Source organism: Bacillus cereus group sp. TH152-1LC, assembly GCF_027710505.1.
Lineage (GTDB): Bacteria > Bacillota > Bacilli > Bacillales > Bacillaceae_G > Bacillus_A > Bacillus_A mobilis.
In genome coordinates this window covers 901435-922074 of sequence record NZ_JAQFNK010000001.1, presented here as the reverse complement: position 1 = coordinate 922074, position 20640 = coordinate 901435, and the positions used below count along the sequence as shown (strand labels likewise).

Sequence of the window (20640 nt, the reverse complement as noted above, 5' to 3'; positions counted from 1 at the left end):
TCTAAAAGGCTCGCGCTTTTTAATATGGAAAGATAGTAGGGATATTTAAATGCAATATTGATTGAATATAATGTCCTCTGCTAAGTGTAATGTGGGTTCGAATCCCACTCTTTCCACCAATTTTCACAAAAGAAAGGGAGGAATTCATATGAGTAAATTAATTTACTTAATCGGGATTCCTGGTAGCGGAAAAAGCATACATGCAAAAGAAATCGCTAAAAAAGAACGGGCTATTATTCTCTCAACTGATGAATTGAGAGGGGAGTTTCTTTTTGACCAGTCGAGACAGAAAAAAACAGGATTAATTTTTTCTATTCTGTATAAAAGAGCAGAAATGCTGTTATCAGAAGGGAAAAACGTCATTATTGATGCTACAAATATTGAACGAGCTAGACGAATGAAAGCTTTAAAGAAGCTTAGTGCGAGTGCTACTCAAAAAGAGTGTTATTACTTCAGCACACCATATGAAGTATGTTTAGAACGAAACAAAAGCAGAAAACGGAAAGTACAAGAATTTATTATGCGTAGAATGCAGAAAAACTTAGATTTCCCCATGTTAAAAGAAGGATGGGATGAAGTTCATATTGTCCACGAAGAAAATTCTTATGACATTACAAAGGAAGAATTCATTTCTCTTCTTTCAAATGAAGTTTCTTATGAAGAATTGTTTTCGAAATTAAAACACATTCCAGTGTTTGGAGATATGTATGAATTTAATCAAGAAAATCCATATCATTCTATGACTCTATGCCAACATACTTATGGTGTTTTAGAATATGTAAACGAATATTATCAAGAAGAAGATAAATTAATTATGCAAATTGCAGCATTATTTCACGACACAGGAAAACCAGCTACTAAAACTTTTAAGAAAACAAAAGGGCATTATTCCTATTTTGGACACGAAAGGGTTTCAGCTCAATTAGCATGTCATTTTCTAACAGAATTAGGTTTTGAAGAGGAGTTCGTTACTCAAGTAGTTAATCTCGTTGAAATGCATATGAAGATTACTTACGGAGGAGACGAAGGAGCAACTGAAATTTATCATTTGTTAGGCGATGAAATGTTATGGAAACTATATTTCTTCAGTGAAGCTGATAGATTTGCTAAGTGAGGTAGAATAATATGAAGAAAAAATATCCAAAAACCCATCATCTTCCTTGGTCAAGAAGTAAAACAGATGATGATAGAGTATTACGTAATGTTGACCATTTTATCGGAAAAGAAGTGGTTGTAACCGAAAAAATTGATGGTGAAAACACTTCAATTTATCGTGATTTTACACATGCTCGTTCAATCGATAGCAAAGACCACCCATCTCGTCATTGGGTTAAAATGTTACAAGCTACCATAGGTTATCAAATACCTGAAAATTGGAGAATTTGTGGCGAAAACGCATTTGCGATGCATTCAATCTACTACCAGGAATTAATGAGCTATTTCTATTTATTTTCAATTTGGACGGATGAAAATAAATGTCTATCATGGGATGAAACTGTAGAATGGGCTGAATTATTAGAATTACAAACGGTTCCTGTATTGTACAGAGGCATATTTGATGAAGAAAAAATCAAATCTTGTTATACCAAAAAGTCATTACTTGGCGGGGTACAAGAGGGTTATGTAATTCGTTTAGCTGATAGTTTTCATTATGATGATTTTAAATATGCTGTAGCAAAGTTTGTGAGAAAGAATCATGTCCAAACAGATGAACATTGGATGAGTAAACCAGTTGTTCCGAATATCATTAAACCTAAATCGGAGTGAAAAATAAAAATGATATTAAATCCAGAAACTAATTTATGAATTCAAGAAGGGAATGAGAAAAATGTAATGTTTAAGTAGTAAACTAATAAATACATAAGATTATATGAATCCTGTGGATATAACGGAACGGTAAACGTATCAGATTTAAAATCTGATGTCTAAAAGACTTACAGGTTCAAATCCTGTTATCCGCCTTTTTTAAAACATTACAATTAATGTATGACCAATGTTAAATTGGCTTTTTTAATTAAGAAAGAAGAGAATTCTGATGGCTATAAACGCTTCATTTAAATCTAATAATCAGACAGAAAGACAAATAAGTAACTTAGCTTACAGCGAATTTATAATAGAAGGAAGAAAGTGTCATTCTATAGAGGGATTTTACCAGGGGGTTAAGCGTTCTGGTGAAGAAATGCAAAATCATATATTTCAAACGTTTGGAATCTATGCTAAGAACTATTCGAAACCAACTACATTTGTTTATTTTAATGGCAGAAAAATTAAAGCAGGAACAAAAGAACATCATCAATTAATTTTTGAAGCGCAAAAGTGCAAATATACACAACATAAAGAGTCACGAGAAGCGCTTTTATCTACAGGGAATTCTAAAATCACTCATAATGTAGGTAATGATAGCCCTTTATATCCTGCTAAAGTGTATTGCAAACATCTTACAACTATTCGAGCTATGTTACAAAAAGGGGAATTATGAACTAATTTCCCGCATTGTATTTCGAATATTTTTTATTGCTCCTTAAAATATTCTGGATTTTTTTTGAAAAAGGTATTTACAAAGTAATTACTTTGTAATAACATAATGAATGTAATAGCAGTTGGATAATTTAATCCACCGCTATAAAAATATATATACAAAGGGGATTTGATTAAGGATGGTAGTTTTTAAATCAGCGATTTTTAAGTCAGTTTTAGCAGGTGGAGTAGTTACATTAGGAGGTTTAGGACTATTATTTAATGGTGTTCCTACTCTTCAAGATGTTGAAAACACAGCTAAAGATTTCTCACAACGTTTAGTGATTTTCAAAGATAATGAAAATAAATTAATTAGCAAGATTGATACTTTAAAAGTGGATGCTAATGGCAAAATCGTAACTGCTAACGGTGTGATTTCAGACCAAAAGAAAGCTATTTCTGAATTAGAAACTAAGAAAGCTGAACTTGAAAAAACTGCTAGTGACCTTGATGGACAAGTTAAAGGTTTACAATCTGAATTAGAAAAAGCTAATAAAGAACAAAGCGAAACTAATAAAGAGTTAGATAGAGTGAACGGAGAGTTAGAAAAAACTAGCAAAGCGCTAGAAGAAACTAACAATGCATTAGCAGAAACTCAAAAAGCACTTGATAAAAAGACTGCTGATTACAATGCAAAAGTAGCTGAATTAGAAAAAGCTAATAAAGAACATCAAGCTGAACTAGAAAAAGCTAAATCAGAATACAAAGCTGAGTTAGAAAAATCTAAAGCGGAATTCAAAGCTGAACTAGAAAAAGCTAAATCAGAATTCAAAGCTGAACTAGATAAATCTAAAAAAGAATTAGAAGCTAAGAAAGCCGAACTAGAAGCGGCTAAAAAAGAACAAGAATCAATTAAGAAAGAGTTAGAAGCAACTAAAAAGCAATTAGAAGCAACTAAAAAAGCACTTGATAAAAAGACTGAAGACTACAATGCAAAAGTAGTTGAACTTAACGGAGCTTACGCTAAAATCAAAGCTCTAAACGCAATCCTTGATGAAGTTGCAAAGGATGCAGTAAAAACTGATGAACTTGTAAACGGATTAGAAGGCGAAGTTAAAAAGGCAAATACTGAGGTTGAAAAACATGGTAAAGTAGTAGAGGCTGAGAAAGAAAAAGCTAAAGATGCTCAACCAGCTAATATTGATGCAATCGACACGAACTTAGTGGACGTTCAGAAGTAATTGCCACTTGTGGTATAATGAAGGAGTGGAGTGGATTATTTCCACTCTATTTCTTTATTAAGGGAGTGCGAGGTTATTATGGAAATCAAACGCAAGTTAAGAAGGGTCGGTAATGCTATGGGAGGAATCACGCTTCCACAAGATATGCTGAAGAGAATGAATCTTGGCGAAGGCGACTATGTTTACATAAGTTACGAGAATGGTGCAATCGTTATAAGAAGCCAACCTAAACAGAGCCAGAGCGAAGATAATGAGTTTCGAGAAAAGGTTATATCTATAATAGATGAATACATGGACAAGTAAAGCACAGGATTCATTCGATATCTATAATAGATAAATATATCAGTAAATGAAGAAGTCATTCAAAATGGCTTCTTTTTTCTTTCTTTTGTCACAAAGAACAAGGATTCGAGCTATGCTACAAAAAGGAAATTTTTAAATTAATTTCACGTATCGTATTTTAAATGTATTTATCAAATATCAAAGACTTAAGGCATACTTTGTTAAGAAATAACCAAGACATGCTGAACAATATGGAGGAAGTATTATGGATTTTTTCGAACGTCTTTGGAACATCACTTTACAAAAATGGAGTTTGTTTGTTGACTATTGGTACGTTTGGGTAATTAGTATCCTGGTTTTATTTGTTATAGGATTTGTTACTTCAAGAAAAAAGTAGTTTATAAGATAACAACGTTAAACATTATAAGTTAAGCAAGACCTCGATTTTTTCGTGGTCTTATTTTTTATCTCATTTTTAATTAAAATCATTAAAATATTTGACTAGTAATCAAAAAAAATGTATTAAAATATACGCGAAATTAAGCACGTCATTTGAAAATGTGCTATTAAGAAAAAGATAATGAATAAAAGGGAGGTGTGTTTATGTCAATCGTCAAAAAAACAGCCAAGGTTCTTCTGGTTTCAACGGTCTTACTTTCATGTTTTAGCTACAATCCATATTTTAAACATAGTAACGTGGTAGAAGCTGCTACTACAACAACATTAACTCCAAGTACAACAGGTTGGACTACATCTCTTACGATTAGTGCAGTCGGTGCTGATGCTGATGGAATGAAACGTATTAAAAAGCCAGATGGAACATATACAGCTGGTTCTTCTGCTCTTTACACCGTTAATAAAAATGGAACATATGCTTTTGATTTTGAGAACAATTTAGGGGTTATAACTTCAAAGTCAATTACGATTACTAATATAGATGAAAATATTCCATTTGTTTGGTCTTCTAAAATAGACCCAGATACAACAACAAATCAAAGTGTTACTATTTATATAGATGCTGGTGATGTAGATTCTGGAATAAAAAAAATCACTCTTCCAAACGGAACTGTAGTTACGCAACCAAATACATCATATGTTGCAACTCAGAATGGTGATTATAAATTTATCATTGAAGATGGCATAGGAAGAACAACGCAACATACTGTAACTGTTACAAATATAGATAAAACTGCACCTACAATTGATTCTTTAGCTTTGATAAAAGATGAAAATAACAAGTACCAGATACATGTAAGAACATCGGATTATTCTGGAATCTCTTCAGTGTTAATGAATACGGGGGCAGCTCTTACAAGGGATATAGAAAACCCATCGCATTATTTTATTAATAATTTAACAACTATACCTACTTATATCCAAATTAAAGATGGTGTAGGCAATAACACAGGTAATATCACTTTCTTGGCTATACCTTCTTATTCAGGAAACATAGTAACACCCACTAATCAAGACGTAACACTGCAATTGAATGGAACAGGAACTCTTAGTTATAAAAAAGAATACAAAACTTATTCTTGTTCTTCGAAACCATGTAATGCGACAATTACAGATAATGGAACTCTATCTATTATAAGTGAAAGTGGGAATCAAACTGCCATACAAATGTTAAAAGTGAATAATATAGATAAAAGGAAAGTTAATTTTACATTAAGCGGCAGCCGAGACTCTGTAAACGCAAATAAAATTGACTTGAAATGGAACAAGTCGCTTAGTAGTGGAGCTGTAACTTGTGAGACACCAGAAGGAACTAAAAACTATAATGTTACAGGGACATCGTATAGTATCGCAGGTAAAAACTTCGAATATACTTGTAAGGTAGAGGGAACTTCAAATGGAAATGCAGTTAAATCAAATTGGCTGACTTTTTCTGCTGACTTTAATCAACCTGTTGTTTTCACTAAACCAAGCGATTCATTACCTGTAAAAACATTTAATACTAATAACATATTTGTAGAGAGAAATGGACTAGGTGATTTTTATATTATAAATTCAAAAACAAAAAACACTACTAACAATAGTGTTCCTATTCCAACAGGTGTATAGGGTCATAACTATATTTAAAAACGCATTACATCTCGATTACTTAATCAATATAAAAAAGCAGAGGGACATACCTCTGCTTTTTTATATTTCTATTTACTGTACCTAAAACGTGGAGAGTGAAAGGTTATTTTAAACTATTTTTAATTAACCATGCACAACCTATTACTCCTGCATCATTTCCGAGAGAAGCTATACGTATATCTGTATTCTCCTTGATTCTAGGAAGAGCATGTTTTTGGAATACTGTTTTTACAGGTGTTAATAATAAATCTCCTGCTTTCGAAACACCACCACCAATTACAATACATTCAGGATTTAATATGTTCGCAAGATTTGCGATAGCAATACCTAAATACTTAGAAACATCATATACAACGTCAACAGCTAATGCATCCTGTATTTTGTAAGCATCAAAAATTATTTTTGTTGTTAATGATTGATTGCCGCTTATTGTGTCATGTAAAACCGATTTAGGATATTTTTCTAGTTTTTCCATAGTTAATCGGACGATTCCTGTTGCTGAAACAAGAGTTTCTAAACATCCTTTTTTACCGCAATTACATTTGAATTTCTCATCGTAATCAGCTGTGATATGACCGACTTCTCCACCCATTCCTAATTTTCCATGAACAATTTTTCCATCGATAATAATGCCGCCTCCAACACCTGTTCCAAGCGTTACAAACAATACATCATTCATTCCTTTAGCTGAACCTGTCCATAGTTCTCCTGCCCCTGCTAAATTTGCATCATTGTCTACCTTTACAGGAATACCTGATATTTTTTCTAATTCTTCACGTAAAGGGTAGTTATACCAGCCAATATTTATTGCTTGGTATATAAATCCTGTATCCATATTGATGAATCCAGGAGCACCTACACCAATACCTAATAACAACTCTTTCTTTTCATGTAATTCAGATAGTTTATTTAAAATTGAATTCCAAATATCCGGAACAATATGTAAACCATTATCATGGATGTTCGTTGGTATTTCCCATTTATTCATAATGTTACCCATTGTATCTATAAATGCTAATTTGATTGTAGTGCCGCCAATATCTACACCTACATACCATTTTTTCAAAGTTATTCACCTCACAATATAAGTGTTTCCCTTTAATGATATTCTCCGGGGAGCGCTCTAATCCTATATCTAATCGAGAAGGTATTTATTTTAAAAATAACAATAGTAGAAAAAAACTCGAAAGTTTGGACCCATATAGGATTTTTAGTTAAGGAGATATATATTATGATGGAATCTATAAGTAATCCCACTTCGGATGATATTGCATTATTACATAAGCAGTGGAATAAACACATAGAGCAAAACAAGATGGTTTTTTTATTTGAAGACCCAATTTTTTACGATGTCTTACTTCATATGGAATTTTCCGATGTGATATCTTCTTCTATTCTTAGTGTTTCTGGAAAAGTAGAAGGTGCGTCTATTCGATTGTTCAAAAGTTTAAGTAGACCTTTTTTACCTTCTTCAAAATCGTATTGGATAGTTTATATAAATGATAAAAGTTCTGGAGAGTCATTTGAAGTAACAACATACGAAGGAGATGCTCTTTTTTATTGTTTAAATGCCTTTCCTTGGGAAGATATTGAAAGGGCATTACGAAGAAAAAAATAGTTTTATAAAATTAGATAAAGAGATGGAAAAAATTAATAGAAGCATGTTCTTTCTGCTTCCTCTATAATGAAATTAATATATATTAAATGAAACGTGCGAAGCTGTTTTATTACTAATTATCAGGTATAGGAAAAAGGAAGATATATATGATAGAAGCAAATAGTAATGCATTAATACAAGAATTAAATCGCGAGTGGCTACCATTTCTTGAAAAGGAAATTCACGAAAGCGAGTTACGACTCTATTATGCTGTATACATTGAAGATGATACTTACAGGCTTTTAAAAGAAAGTGAAATTCGTAATTTTGATGTAAAAAAGATTTTAAACAAATATATATGTTATGTGAAGTTTGTATCTAACAAGAAAATTTTATGGGACTTGAATATTATGATGGAAGAAGGGGAATTTAAGAATATTTCATCGAGTATCTTCCAGTATTCAATTTCGCAAAAAAAAGTATTGTTTCAATTTATGGAACGTTTTTTTCAAAAAAAAAATCATGGTATCTTAGAAGGTTCTTTGTTCGAAGTTGAAAAACTTTGAGAAGAACCTTTTTTTATTTCATTAAATCTTGTAGGTCGTTAACAATTTAAAAAGCAGAAAAATTTTCACACAAAATCTTATCATAGTATATATAGTATGTAAGCAACTTGGGAGAGGTGATTTATTTGTATAATTACGAAAGTGAAGTTCCAAAACATCGAAAGAAAACCAAACATAATAATAAGAAAAGCAATCATAAACATCAATATGTTTTATCGAATATTGAGCATGCATTTATAACGAATAGAAACCCAAAAGAAGAAAACACAAGATGCATGGTAATAGTAAATGAAAAATGTTTGGTTTGTGAAAAAGAAAAGAGCCAAATGAAATTTATGAATTATAAAGAGTATTTGGAAATGAAGGAGTTACTACAATAAATGCTACCATTTACTAAAAAACGGTGAACTTATTGTTACATCTCAATCGGCTAAACTTTTTAGTGGTTAAAATAAAGATACCCGAAAAAGGTACATATTATGCGGAAATTAAGCTGTATTATAAAAGAAATAATTCTTTATACATAAAATACATCCCAATTGATGTTGCTTTATTTTAAAAGTTATTGCTTTCAATGTCATGTGAATATATTTGGAGATTATATGAATTTTATGATTCAAAGTTAAATCCATGAGCTGACTTTTCATTAAAGAGGAGATATAGGTATGAAGCTTGAAAATTGTTACAACTGTCAAGATTACAACTATAGAGAAGAGATGGAACTTATCAATGGGTATTTGTATTGCTATAATTGTTATGAATTTTGTTTAGATTGTGGCAAAGCAATTCCTGTGACAGTTAATAATAAGTTATGTAAAAATTGCACTAGAGAAAAATAAGATAATTTTAGGGGATTCAAATTGAAATGAAATTTTATAAAGAAATAAAGTACATGTATACCTTCTTATAAACCATTTACATCGAGTTTATAAGAAGGTTTTTGTTTTTTCTAAACTCTATTCTTATTCAATTCGATACATACAAAGGAGGGATTTGAATGGATTATATTATATTTAAAGTTGGAAATCTTGCTTTCCAAACTTATTACTACTTAATGATAATTTATGTTATTACTTCGTGGTTGCCGGACTTAAGAGATAATAAAATATTTGATTTGATTTCTAGATGTGTAGAACCGTATTTTTCTTTATTTAGACGTTTTATACCACCAATTGGATTTATTGATATATCTGCGCTAATTGCTATCGTTGTTTATCAAATATGTGGAAGATTTGCTCTTGAAGGACTTTACAAAGTATTAATGTACTTCAATTAAAAACTAATTAAAATTAAAACACTGCATTTGTGGTGTTTTTTATTCAGCAATGATTTTCCCGGATGCAATATTCTGAATTTATTTCTGTACCGATACATACATCTTTTGTTTTTTAAAAGGATTTACCAAAATAATCCTAAAATATGATATAAATAAATTGTATTTATTGGTAAGGGGGGATTAATTTGGAAGTATGGAGTAAGAGTTTCGAGCTAATTCCAAACTGTTCACCCACTAGAGATGATGTCGCTCGCTTAAAAAATATTATGAACGGGAAGAATTTTTTAAGAAAAACATATTGTATTCCTAAATTTATAAAAAAGAAATTGAAAAATGCAGAAATTTCCATATACGAACATGCTTTAATCCGTTGGAATAAAAGAGTGGGTCCTCATGCAACAGCAGAAGAATTATCAACCATAATAAAACAACTTATTCGTTTAAATCGCGTCTGCTTTGCAGGAGATGATTATGGATATATAGATAATGACATTTTGTTTATTTATGAATGGACTGGAAATAAGGAAATTTCAATTGTTACATTTTATGGTCGAATTTCTATGAATATTTGCTTGCAAAATTTTCCTGAACTTAGAAGATATAATAAATCTAAGGACGTGCAATTAAAGTTAGATTTAAGTACAGAGGATTTAAAAAAACAAGCATTTCCGATTATTCCATTTCGAGTTATTCGTTATTTTATTAATTGGAAAAGATACGAATTATCCATTTATGTTATTAATGATGAGAAAATCAGTATTTTCATCGAGCAAGGTGAAGGGGTGAACATTGTGCAAATTCTTACTGAAGAAGATATGCTACAAACATGCAAAGAATATCCCGAAATTGAAAAATACTTGTATTTAGACACTTGATTCTAGTGGTAAGAACAACAAAAAAGCATCTGGAGACAGATGCTTTTTCAATAAGTTTATTTTGATTAATTTATTGTTTCTTGTTCTTTATCATGATTTTCTTCGTAGTAACGATTTAATTTTCCAAGTGTTTTATTCAGTATGTCTAGAGCAGAGAAATGCATGTTATCTTTGTCTATATTTCGTTCTCCTCGTACATGTGAATCTACAAATGTGAATCCAGGAGGCAACTCCTTAATTCCATATTTCGCTGCTACTGATTTTTGTTTATCAGAAGCATTAGACCCAGTTTTTAATCTTCTGAAGTGAAAACTAACCCAATGCTCTGTTTTCTTATGTGTATCTTCATGACTTGTATTTGTATCATTGTTATTTTTAATTCCTGTTTTTTGTGATGCATTTAAGAACTGTAAAGAAGATACGCTTCCTGACTTTTCACGAGTTACCAATTCATATTCAAAAATTTCTCCCATAAATGATTTAAATGTATTTTTTACTAAGTCATAATTCTTTTCTATTGTAATGTCATGGAATAGACATAGTGCATATGTGATAATAGCACATTGAATGGCGTTTAAGTTTTCCCAGCTTTCTGGGTCAAACAACGGGAACAATAAATCTACATCATATGTCCCTTTTGTTAGAAACGCATGTGATTTTATCAATAGCTCAGGTCCTTCTGGACCGCCAATAAAGGAGACTTGTTCAAAATACATCTTATCTAATCCTAAAGAAGTAAATAATTCCCCTTTTACTGTATGGACCCACTTTTTATGTGGTAATTTGATGGTTGTATTAGAAGGAATACGATAGATAATCCAATTTGAAATCGTTCGTAGAACTCCTTTAATTTGTTCCTCGTTATCAAATTCAGCTCCATTTATATCATATAAACTCTCATATTTAGTGACACGTCCATCAGCTCTTCTTTTGGCTTTAGGTAGTGTACTAATGAACGTTTCATGTTTTAAAAATTGTTCATCAAGATAACTTGTAGAGTCCTTTAAAAATACTTCTATTTTGTTTTCTTTTTTTTCAAATGAAATGAATTCAATTCCTGGTTTCATCAAACCTTCTAATTGTTTATAGTAGATAACAATAAAATAAATACCATAGAAGAATAGGGAAGGTTCATCTAATCCATATTTTAAAATTTGACTTACAAAATGGATATCTCGTTTTTCGCATTCTGTAACTAATCGAGCTCCTTCACTATTCATTTTTGTCGCGAAGTCTTTTTGAGATGCTCCTTGTTTTATGAGTTTCATACGTTTTAAGGTTACGCTTTTTATATCTTTATCCCAAAGTGTCTTAGCCGAATTCCCTTTTTTCTCAACCTCTTTTATAATTGATTCCTTTATTTCAGCTGCAAATGGGTGTTCTTCATTGTTTAGCGCCCATCTGTAAATATAAGTAAGGTTTTCTATTTTGTTTTTGTAACTTTTTAATTTGTTTAGATACTTATTCGCTTTTTTGACTTCAACAGGATTTTCAATATCATACTCCTGAAAATCATCTAGTTCTTCAAGAAATTCAATTAATTTATTGTTTTCGGGTAGTTTTCCTGCAAAGATAGATGTATCCATTAAAAATGTAAATCGAGTAGTAGATAAAATGTTTCCAAATAGTTTGTAGAACACATCGTCTAATTCTTTTAGTTGATTCATAAACCAAGAACAATTTTCTTTTGTAATATACTCTTTTCCGGACCAATTTCTTTCCGTAAGTGCTAACTTGAAAAATCGAAATTCCTCATATTGTTTCTGTTTACTGTAGTCTAAGTTTGATGGCTTTGATAATAATTTCATCCGTAATTAACCCTCCATTTTTTCTTATTATATCACAGATTCAGGAACGTCCAAAAACACTATGAAAACTCTTATTTTCATTAAATTAATATAAAAAGACATAATTTAAGTTATTTTTCTTCCTATAAAAGTAATGAATCCAGTTTGTTATAAACAAATATTTGATTTAGAAGTTGTATTTTTAATCGTTTTCTTTTTGATTGCAATTTTGTAGCAGATTGTAATCCTTGTTATCTTTTAATGATATATGTATTCCTTTTTATTTATAAGAAATATTTACCCAATTTTTATAATCATGATATTTTAGGTCAAATTCATGTTTTTGAACAAAAGGAGTGATGACATACATGAAAACAAAACAACTGTTTATAACAGGGTTCGTTGCAACATCTTTAATTTTTTCTGCTCAACTAACCCAAGCGCTTACATCAGATTCTTATCAATTATGGAAAGATGAAGCAACTAGTAAAAGTTTGAATCCCGAAAATTTGGATAATCTTATAAGCGGAGTTTATACAAATAATCAATTTGGTTATAAGCTATCTATCCCATCAAATTGGGAGGTTGATAGACACCAAGTCCCGAATTACACACGTTTCTTTAATGAGGATTTTCGATTGGATATCTATTTTGATGATTTAGGAAAGAAATATAAAAAAGTGGATGAGTATATAAATGAAACCATAGAACCTGTTAAATCTTTGATTACAAAAGAAGGGACTTATAATACGAATTCAGGATTGAAAATAAGAACATTCGATTACAAAAGAAGTCCTTTATCTGGGATACAAAATGATATGACTTCTTATTCATACTTTTTTGTAATTTCCGGAAATAAAGTTTATACGTTGCAGCTTAAAACGTTTGATAATAATTTTGAGAATAAAAAACAAGAGATAATTAAACTTTTAACTTCTCCTGATACATCCTTCTTCGAAGGGAAAATGGATAATGTAAATGATTCATTCGCACCAAATAAAACATCTCCAGATATTGAATTGAAGGCAGAGAAACGTACTTTAAAAATCGAACCAAATAAAATTGCTTTTGGAATATATCAGCCAGGACAAGCATCAGGTATTCATGATGTGGAAACTAATTTAAAAACACGTTTTGGTGCGCAAATGTTTTATAAACCAATTGACAAACCATATGATAGTTATGTAGAAACAATGGTTTCAGAAGGAAGAGTTCCTTTGGTAACAATGCATTTTGATTACATTAATGAAAATACAAATACTTCTGATAATGTTCAAAAAGTAATCAATGGAGCATTTGACACACAAATTACAAGCTGGGCAGAGGGAATTAAAAATACGAAAAGCCCTGTATTAGTTAGAGTTGGAAATGAGATGAATGGCAACTGGACGAGTTGGAGTCATAAAAATTCTTATAACGACCCTGATTTGTATAAATTAGCATATCGTCACGTTATAAATGTCTATAAACAACACGATGTAACAAATGCTTACTTTGTATGGAATCCAAACGATTATTCTAAACCAGATTATTCATGGAATGCTGCTGCTATGTATTATCCAGGTGATAATTATGTAAATTGGCTTGGAATGACGGCTTATAATTTTGGTAAGACAGGAAAAGATTTTAAGTATTTTGATGATTTATATGGAGATTTGTACAAAACTTATATGCGTTCATTTGCTAATAAACCAATGTTAATTGGTGAATTTGCAAGTAGTGAAGCAGCTGGAAACAAACCGTATTTCATCGGGGATATGTTTGAAAAAATAAAAGAAAAATATCCGAACTTAAAATTAGTAATTTGGTTTAATGGAGAACCAGAAAATGGTTTACCTATTAATTCTTCAGTAGAATCTGAAGCTGCTTTTAAGGAAGTTGTAAAACATCCAATTATTGTTCAACATCCGATTATTGATAATATTCCAAGTGGAATTAATTTATCTGTGAAGAATAATAGCGAAACAAATAATAGCAATTTACCATTTACAGGCACAGTTACAGATTCAAAGGTTAATTCTATTTCCATAAATGGAATTTCTAAAGGGCTACAGTTTAATGAAAATATAAAATTGCAAAAAGGTGTTAATAAAATCGACATTACAGTTTCTATGAAAGATGGAACACAACAAGATTATGATTACTTTGTATATAAAAAGTCGAGCTTTACATTCTCAACACCTGTAAGCGAAAGAGCTATCAATGCACCGATTTCAAATGCATCTCAAATCTTATTAACAGGATTGGTAACAGATAAAGATGTTGCTTCTCTTAAAATCAATGGAGTAACAACAGCAATTAAATGGGGATGGAAACAATTTGATAGCCAACCGATTATTCTTAAAAATGGTTTAAACGAGTTTGTATTAGAAGGCTACGACAGCAATGGGAAACTTATCACGAAAGAATCATTTTATGTGTTTAAGGACGGAGATATGAAAGTTACATCTCCTTCAGCAAACAATTCATCTATTTTTTCTAATAAAGCTACGATTACAGGATTACTGCAAAAACCTAACTTGAAATGGGTAAAAGTAGATGGAATGAATCAAACATTAAAATTTAGCTGGAGACAGTTTGACCAACCACTAGATTTTGGTTACGGGGATAATTCTTTCTATGTAGATTCTATTTACGAGTACGTGAATTTAAATGGAGAAAAGGTGTATTTTCCTATTCACAATCAATACAACATTCATGCACCAAGTTTCAATTTCTTAAATAGTGTAAACTATGTTCCAACCAATGCGGGTCAAATTACTGGTAAATCAGCATTTGTAGAGGGAATTATAAAAGATACTCGTATCAATAGTCTAAAAATAAATGGAGAAAAAGTAACTTTACTATATGATTGGAATCAATTTAGACATCCTGTAAGTTTAAAGAATGGTTTTAATGCATTTACTATAACAGGTTATAGCGATAGCAATTACCAAAATAAAATAGTAGAGGAAACAGTCTATTTGTTCAATGATAATGATTTAGTGATGACAACTGCTAAAGAAACATATGTAAACACAACTAAAGATGTATTTACGTTCACTGGTTATGCAGCAAGTCCTAAATTAAAAACTTTAAAAATTAACGGAATCAACCAAACATTTAAATTCGGATGGAGACAATTCGACCAACCTATTACCTTATCGAAACCTGGAAATAATAATATTTCGGTGGAAGCTACATACGAAGATATTATAAATGGTTATCCTTATACAAAAGTATTTAATAGAACATATACTATTCATAAACCGAGCTTTAAATTTGATACACCCGTATCTTATACAATTCCTGAGGCTCCGCAAACAAGCAACACAACGCAGCCTATAAAAGGTACAGTTATTGATAGTACGGTAAAAAGTTTGAAAATCAATGGAGCAGCAGTATCAATTGGCTCAGATAAAAAGTTTTCTTACGCAGCGAACTTAAGACCTGGTTTAAATGAAATTAAATTGGTAGGATACAGTGATTCAAGTTATAAAAATCAATTATTCGAAGAAGTTGTTTTCATTTTTAATGATAAAGGTTTTACAGTACAATCTCCAAGTTCTCCAACAATAAAATTAGATACAAAAGAATTGAAGGTATCTGGAATTCTTGAATACTCTAATTACAAATCTTTGAAAATCAATGGAGAAAAAACAGACCTTTTATATGCTTGGAGACAGTTTTCTAAAAATGTGATACTTCCAGTTGGGAAAAACACACTTGTATTGGAAGCGACATATGAAGGTACATATAAAGGGGCTCCGTATACTTATATTGCTAAGAAAAAATATACTGTAACTGTTCCGGAAGGTATATCTAATTACAAATTTACAACTCCTGTTGGTAACAAAACACAAAATGCTCCTAAAACAAAAAAGGGTACGGAATGGATAGGGGCATTAGTTAAAAACGGAACTATTAAAGCAGTAAAAGTAAATGGGAAACCAGCAACAATTCAGTATTCTTGGAGACAATTCAGTATTGGGGTACCAATGAAAAAGGGAATGAATGCTATTAAAATTGAAGGTTTTAGTGATGTGAATTACAAAAAGAAAATTGACGAGGAAACTGTATACATATTCCGTCAGTAAAAACTTTACGATAAATACAAACGTCCTTATAGGGTGTAACGAAAATTCTTATGGGTATAGAAAAAACGTTACAACTTATTAGGGCGTTTTTGTTTTCAATAAACATTTTTGTGTAAATTCCGAATTTGTCTTAATATTAATTGTTATTTTGCAATGATTATACAATTAGCAACTTCTATAAAATGTAAAAATGTCTTGAATTTATTGGAAATTAAGTTATATTCTCTGTAAGTTATAAGCAGGGGGTGGATTATGAACAGAAAAAATAAAACAATAAGCACTATTATTGCTTCATTTGCAGTTTTTACTAGTCTTTTCGGCTCAAATATAGCTCAAGCAGCAACTCTTGGAACGCAAGTTGTTAATTTTCCAGAAAGTACAAGCCAATCTCGGAGCCAAACGATTAATATTCCAAAACTTTATAAAATAAAATCTGTAACAACAAATAACGGAAATGTGTCTTACAGCGTAAATGGAACAAATGTAACGATTAATGTTAATAATGGTTCTTCTTCCAGACAAGAATCTTATTACGACCCTTATAAGTATTCGAAATATGTATCTGAATCTCGAAGTCAAATTGGTAACAATTGGTTTTCGGATTCTATTGGTTATAGCGATGGAAGTGGATACTCAGGAACATTGTCTAAAAACGGTTCTTCTACTTCTAATACATCATATTACCCAAATTATACGACAGAAAAAGTGAAAAATACTTTTGATTCTTCAGAACAACCTTCTTCTAGACCTACACCAGAAGGTTACTGGACAAAAACTGAAACAGTATCTGCAACTAAGGTTTATGTTTGGGATTCATATGCAAATAGTTATAGTTTTGGAACCTATAAAAATTCTACATGGGACAGTCCTAATCCTTGGCTGTCAGCCGGAGGGGCATTCTCGCCTGTGGGAGACATTTATGACTGGTGGGATTATTACAACAATCACGGAGGTTATAAATATGCAGGTAGTGACAAGGGGGGATTCGAATGGGATTCGAATTCATGGACATCTCCTATTTATATTACAACGTGGTCTTGGACGAAAATGGAAACAACTTATACACAAAACTACGATGGAACAGTATATAGTGGAGGAACATCATACCGTGATTATTATTCATACAATGTTACGGTAAATTATGATTTAGATACAACTGCTCCAACTGGAACAATCAGTGCTTCTCCTACAACACTAACAAACGGTGATGTAATACTAACAGCAACTGGTACGGATAGTGAAATAGGAATGAAACAAATAAAACGTCCGGATGGAACATATGCAAGTGGTTCGACTGCAAATTATACTGCTACAACAAATGGAACATATACATTTGACTTCGAGGATAATCGCGGAAATATTTCTACTGAATCATATACTGTTTCCAATATAGATAAATTGGCTCCAAGTGGTACATTTACACCAAATAGTACATCTTGGACAAAATCTAATGTATCCGTATCCTTCGACCCAAGTGATACAGGAGTCGCAGGAGTAAAGCAATGGAGATATAGAACCTCTTCAGATAACGGAAACACATATGGAGCGTGGTCTTCTTATATAATAGGAGATAAAACGGACAGCATCTTTTTAGATACACAAGGTCAATGGAAAATACAAGCAGAAGTAACAGATAACGCAGGAAACGTGAGCACGATTACAAGTGGAACCCATCAAATCGATAAAACAAATCCAAGTGGAACATTTGCACCAAATAGTACATCTTGGACAAAATCTAGTGTATCAGTATCCTTCAGTCCAAGTGATGCTGGTGGTTCAGGAGTAAAGCAATGGAGATATCGAACTTCTTCAGATAACGGAAGTACATATGGAGCATGGTCTTCTTACACATTAGGGACCGCTTCAGGAAGTATCGCGATGAACACAGGAGGTCAATGGAAAATAGAAGTCGAAGTAACGGATAACGCAGGAAACATTAATACCGTTACAAGTGGAACTCATCAAATTGATATGTCATTACCAACTGCAACGTTTAATCCAAATTCTGCTACATGGAGAAATACTGGCATTTCTGTAAGTGTAGACCCATATGATATTGGAGGTTCGGGGGTAAAACAATGGAGATATCGAACTTCTTCAGATAACGGAGGCACATATGGAGCGTGGTCAACTTATACATTAGGAGACACAACGGGAACCATTTCTTTAAGTACACAAGGGCAATGGAAAATACAAGTTGAAGTAACTGATAACGTAGGAAACATCAATACGGTTACAAGCGGTGTTTATAATATTGACCTCACAAACCCAACAGGAACATTTAATCCAAATAGTTCGCCTTGGACAGGTGTTAATATACCTATAACTTTTGACCCAAGTGATAATGGAGGCTCTGGAGTAAAACAATGGAGATATCGTACTTCTTCAGACAGCGGAAGCACATACGGAGCATGGTCAACATATACAGCAGGAGACACAAATGGAACTATTACCTTGTCATCAAGTGGAATATGGAAAGTAGAAGTCGAAGTAACAGATAATGCAGGAAATATTAATACAGTTACAAGTGGCGTTTATAATATTGATATGTTATTACCAGATGCTTCTTTCAATCCTAACGCCGCTTCTTGGACAAATCAAAATATAAGCGTAACAATTGACCCTATCAAAACAGGTCCTTCTGGTATTAAAGAATGGAAGTATCGAACCTCTTCAGATAAAGGAACAACTTGGAACAGTTGGAGTTCTATTATTGTTGGAGATGTAACAAATACGATAACCTTCTCAGCAACAGGTGAATATATAATTGAAGCAGAAGTTACAACAAATGCAGGGCTTAAAAAGACGATTAAGAGTGGCATTTATCAAATAGACAAAGTGAATCCTACTGGAAGTATAACAGCTCCTACTGCCTGGACAAATAAGCCTGTGACAATAACAGCAACCGGTTCGGATACCTTATCAGGAATAGATAAAATTAAACTACCAGATGGCACATTTATTAAAGCCTCAAAAGCAACATACGATGCCCCTGTAAATGGAGATTATACGTTTAGATTTTATGATGTTGCGGGTAACTATTATGATAAAACGTATACAGTAAGTAATATTGAAACGATTAAACCTTTCGTTTGGAACGAAACGAAAACGCCGGGTACTTTGACAAATGGTAAAGTTGATATCTCGATATTAGCAGGAGATGCAGACTCTGGCGTAAAGAAAATCACTCTTCCAAATGGAACATCTGTTAACTCTGATAAAGCAACCTATACCGTTGACTTGAATGGAGAATATACGTTTATTATTGAAGATAATGCTGGAAATAAAGAAGTGTACATAAGTAAAGTCGATAATATAGATGTAAATGTTCCGACTATTTCAAGTTTAATATTATACGAGTATCAGCCAAATCAATTTGAAGTTACGGTAGATGTAAATGATGGAAAAGGAATCAAGGAAGTTAAATTAAATACAGGGCAAATATTAAAATATAATATTGATAAAAAACTGTACGAAATTACAAATCTAACTACAAAACCTAGTTCAGTTGCGATAACAGACAACGCAGGAAACACGACAGGAAACATTTCTTTCATTTCCGCTCCAACTGTTACTTTCGAGACTGGTTACGATGCTTTGAAAACAATGAAAGAAAATGTCGAAGTTGATATTAACGGAACAAATACACTGTCCTTTGTTAAAAATAAGACAGAGTTAAATTGTTCTGCAAAACCATGTACATATACATTTACAGAAAACGGGGATGTTATAGCGAAACATAGTCAATATGATGCATTGAAAAATTACAAAGCTTATTTGAAAAAAATCACTATCTCTAATATAGATAAAACAGAACATAAATTAGTATTAGAAGGAAAAAGAAATCCATTAGATAAAAACGAAGCATTGCTAGATTGGAATTTACTTATCGACAATCCAAAAGTAACATGTCAAAGCAATGTTGATACAGCAACAGGTAATGCAAGCGGACAATCTCATAAGCTAACTATTCAAAATGAAACATATAATTGTTGGGTAGAGGGCACATACAAAGAACATCCACTTACTTCAAATAAAGTTACCATTTATAAAGAGTATGAAGAAAAAATAGATGTAGATAGAAACGAATTACAACACTTGAAATTAAATACAGATGTGTTGATGGAAAAAACAAGAGGTGGAGAGTTTTATGTAATTAATGCAAGAAGAAGTAATTTCAGAGATTACACAATGCCTATTCCGAAATCCCTTGTTCCTTAAGAAAGAATCTTTATCAAGCAAAGGAGATATTGAAACAAAAAACATTCTCATTTTGAGAGTGTTTTTTTAATATTTATTTGCATATTTCTCAATTTGTGTTATTAAAAGAAATGATAAAACTTGATTTTTTAAAATAAGTTTTGTTTTCAACAGGTTAACATTAGAAAAGGGGTGGAT

At 31.7% G+C, this 20640-nt stretch carries 16 protein-coding genes and 2 tRNA genes; 16 read left to right on the top strand and 2 right to left on the bottom strand.

Annotated features, from left to right (window positions below; all coding sequences use genetic code 11):
- Nucleotides 1–26 precede the first annotated feature (26 nt).
- The 9 genes from PDL00_RS04915 (at nt 27) to PDL00_RS04875 (ending at nt 6044) form a co-directional block, all read left to right on the top strand.
- Nucleotides 27–119, top strand: a tRNA-OTHER gene (locus PDL00_RS04915).
- Nucleotides 120–148: 29 nt separating this feature from the next.
- Nucleotides 149–1114: an AAA family ATPase gene (locus PDL00_RS04910; RefSeq protein ID WP_270727066.1), complete on the top strand. Its 966-nt coding sequence runs from the start codon at nt 149–151 to the stop codon at nt 1112–1114.
- Nucleotides 1115–1125: 11 nt separating this feature from the next.
- Nucleotides 1126–1767: an RNA ligase family protein gene (locus PDL00_RS04905; protein WP_270727062.1), complete on the top strand. Its 642-nt coding sequence runs from the start codon at nt 1126–1128 to the stop codon at nt 1765–1767.
- Nucleotides 1768–1879: 112 nt separating this feature from the next.
- Nucleotides 1880–1961 (top strand) — tRNA-Leu (locus PDL00_RS04900).
- A 74-nt stretch (nt 1962–2035) separates the two neighbouring features.
- Entirely contained in the window at nt 2036–2479 is a 444-nt protein-coding gene (locus PDL00_RS04895; RefSeq protein WP_270727058.1) for a hypothetical protein, read from the top strand.
- Between the two features lie 178 nt (nt 2480–2657).
- Nucleotides 2658–3698, top strand: coding sequence for a hypothetical protein (locus PDL00_RS04890; RefSeq protein ID WP_270727055.1), 1041 nt, complete (start codon nt 2658–2660; stop codon nt 3696–3698).
- A 78-nt stretch (nt 3699–3776) separates the two neighbouring features.
- The gene (locus tag PDL00_RS04885; protein WP_270727051.1) at nt 3777–4001 is read left to right on the top strand and encodes an AbrB/MazE/SpoVT family DNA-binding domain-containing protein; all 225 of its coding nucleotides are present in this window, start codon (nt 3777–3779) and stop codon (nt 3999–4001) included.
- A 244-nt stretch (nt 4002–4245) separates the two neighbouring features.
- Nucleotides 4246–4377: a hypothetical protein gene (locus PDL00_RS04880; protein ID WP_270727048.1), complete on the top strand. Its 132-nt coding sequence runs from the start codon at nt 4246–4248 to the stop codon at nt 4375–4377.
- A gap of 206 nt (nt 4378–4583) precedes the next feature.
- Complete coding sequence (locus PDL00_RS04875) at nt 4584–6044, top strand: hypothetical protein (RefSeq protein ID WP_270727046.1); 1461 nt, start codon at nt 4584–4586, stop codon at nt 6042–6044.
- Between the two features lie 124 nt (nt 6045–6168).
- On the opposite strand, the gene PDL00_RS04870 is transcribed toward PDL00_RS04875, so the two are convergent.
- The gene (locus tag PDL00_RS04870; protein ID WP_270727043.1) at nt 6169–7131 is read right to left on the bottom strand and encodes an ROK family glucokinase; all 963 of its coding nucleotides are present in this window, start codon (nt 7129–7131) and stop codon (nt 6169–6171) included.
- A gap of 165 nt (nt 7132–7296) precedes the next feature.
- Between PDL00_RS04870 and PDL00_RS04865 the strand changes: the two genes are divergently transcribed.
- The 5 genes from PDL00_RS04865 (at nt 7297) to PDL00_RS04845 (ending at nt 10379) form a co-directional block, all read left to right on the top strand.
- A complete protein-coding gene (locus PDL00_RS04865; RefSeq protein WP_270727040.1) occupies nt 7297–7683 on the top strand; it encodes a hypothetical protein in 387 nt (128 codons plus the stop codon).
- 146 nt (nt 7684–7829) lie between these two features.
- Nucleotides 7830–8228, top strand: coding sequence for a hypothetical protein (locus PDL00_RS04860; RefSeq protein WP_270727038.1), 399 nt, complete (start codon nt 7830–7832; stop codon nt 8226–8228).
- Nucleotides 8229–8353: 125 nt separating this feature from the next.
- Nucleotides 8354–8608: a hypothetical protein gene (locus PDL00_RS04855; RefSeq protein ID WP_098879075.1), complete on the top strand. Its 255-nt coding sequence runs from the start codon at nt 8354–8356 to the stop codon at nt 8606–8608.
- A gap of 617 nt (nt 8609–9225) precedes the next feature.
- A complete protein-coding gene (locus tag PDL00_RS04850; RefSeq protein ID WP_270727035.1) occupies nt 9226–9504 on the top strand; it encodes a YggT family protein in 279 nt (92 codons plus the stop codon).
- A 185-nt stretch (nt 9505–9689) separates the two neighbouring features.
- A complete protein-coding gene (locus PDL00_RS04845) occupies nt 9690–10379 on the top strand; it encodes a hypothetical protein (protein ID WP_270727033.1) in 690 nt (229 codons plus the stop codon).
- Between the two features lie 65 nt (nt 10380–10444).
- Here the strand turns inward: PDL00_RS04845 and PDL00_RS04840 are convergent, their stop codons facing one another.
- Entirely contained in the window at nt 10445–12187 is a 1743-nt protein-coding gene (locus tag PDL00_RS04840; protein WP_270727030.1) for a hypothetical protein, read from the bottom strand.
- A gap of 347 nt (nt 12188–12534) precedes the next feature.
- Here PDL00_RS04840 and PDL00_RS04835 point away from each other — a divergent pair, with 347 nt between their 5' ends.
- Together PDL00_RS04835 and PDL00_RS04830 are read left to right on the top strand one after the other, a co-directional pair.
- The gene (locus PDL00_RS04835; protein ID WP_270727027.1) at nt 12535–16242 is read left to right on the top strand and encodes a glycosyl hydrolase; all 3708 of its coding nucleotides are present in this window, start codon (nt 12535–12537) and stop codon (nt 16240–16242) included.
- Nucleotides 16243–16494: 252 nt separating this feature from the next.
- Nucleotides 16495–20463 (top strand): Ig-like domain repeat protein, encoded by a 3969-nt coding sequence (locus PDL00_RS04830; protein ID WP_270727025.1) that lies wholly within the window; start codon nt 16495–16497, stop codon nt 20461–20463.
- The last annotated feature ends 177 nt before the right edge of the window (nt 20464–20640 follow it).

Excerpts from the sequence above, each read along its gene's own strand:
- PDL00_RS04830 (WP_270727025.1), top strand. The coding sequence starts at position 16,495 with ATGAACAGAAAAAATAAAACAATAAGCACTATTATTGCTTCATTTGCA.
- PDL00_RS04905 (WP_270727062.1), top strand. The coding sequence starts at position 1,126 with ATGAAGAAAAAATATCCAAAAACCCATCATCTTCCTTGGTCAAGAAGT.
- PDL00_RS04895 (WP_270727058.1), top strand. The coding sequence starts at position 2,036 with ATGGCTATAAACGCTTCATTTAAATCTAATAATCAGACAGAAAGACAA.
- PDL00_RS04865 (WP_270727040.1), top strand. The coding sequence starts at position 7,297 with ATGATGGAATCTATAAGTAATCCCACTTCGGATGATATTGCATTATTA.
- PDL00_RS04875 (WP_270727046.1), top strand. The coding sequence starts at position 4,584 with ATGTCAATCGTCAAAAAAACAGCCAAGGTTCTTCTGGTTTCAACGGTC.
- PDL00_RS04835 (WP_270727027.1), top strand. The coding sequence starts at position 12,535 with ATGAAAACAAAACAACTGTTTATAACAGGGTTCGTTGCAACATCTTTA.
- PDL00_RS04850 (WP_270727035.1), top strand. The coding sequence starts at position 9,226 with ATGGATTATATTATATTTAAAGTTGGAAATCTTGCTTTCCAAACTTAT.
- PDL00_RS04890 (WP_270727055.1), top strand. The coding sequence starts at position 2,658 with ATGGTAGTTTTTAAATCAGCGATTTTTAAGTCAGTTTTAGCAGGTGGA.
- PDL00_RS04860 (WP_270727038.1), top strand. The coding sequence starts at position 7,830 with ATGATAGAAGCAAATAGTAATGCATTAATACAAGAATTAAATCGCGAG.
- PDL00_RS04840 (WP_270727030.1), bottom strand. The coding sequence starts at position 12,187 with ATGAAATTATTATCAAAGCCATCAAACTTAGACTACAGTAAACAGAAA.
- PDL00_RS04880 (WP_270727048.1), top strand. The coding sequence starts at position 4,246 with ATGGATTTTTTCGAACGTCTTTGGAACATCACTTTACAAAAATGGAGT.
- PDL00_RS04910 (WP_270727066.1), top strand. The coding sequence starts at position 149 with ATGAGTAAATTAATTTACTTAATCGGGATTCCTGGTAGCGGAAAAAGC.
- PDL00_RS04885 (WP_270727051.1), top strand. The coding sequence starts at position 3,777 with ATGGAAATCAAACGCAAGTTAAGAAGGGTCGGTAATGCTATGGGAGGA.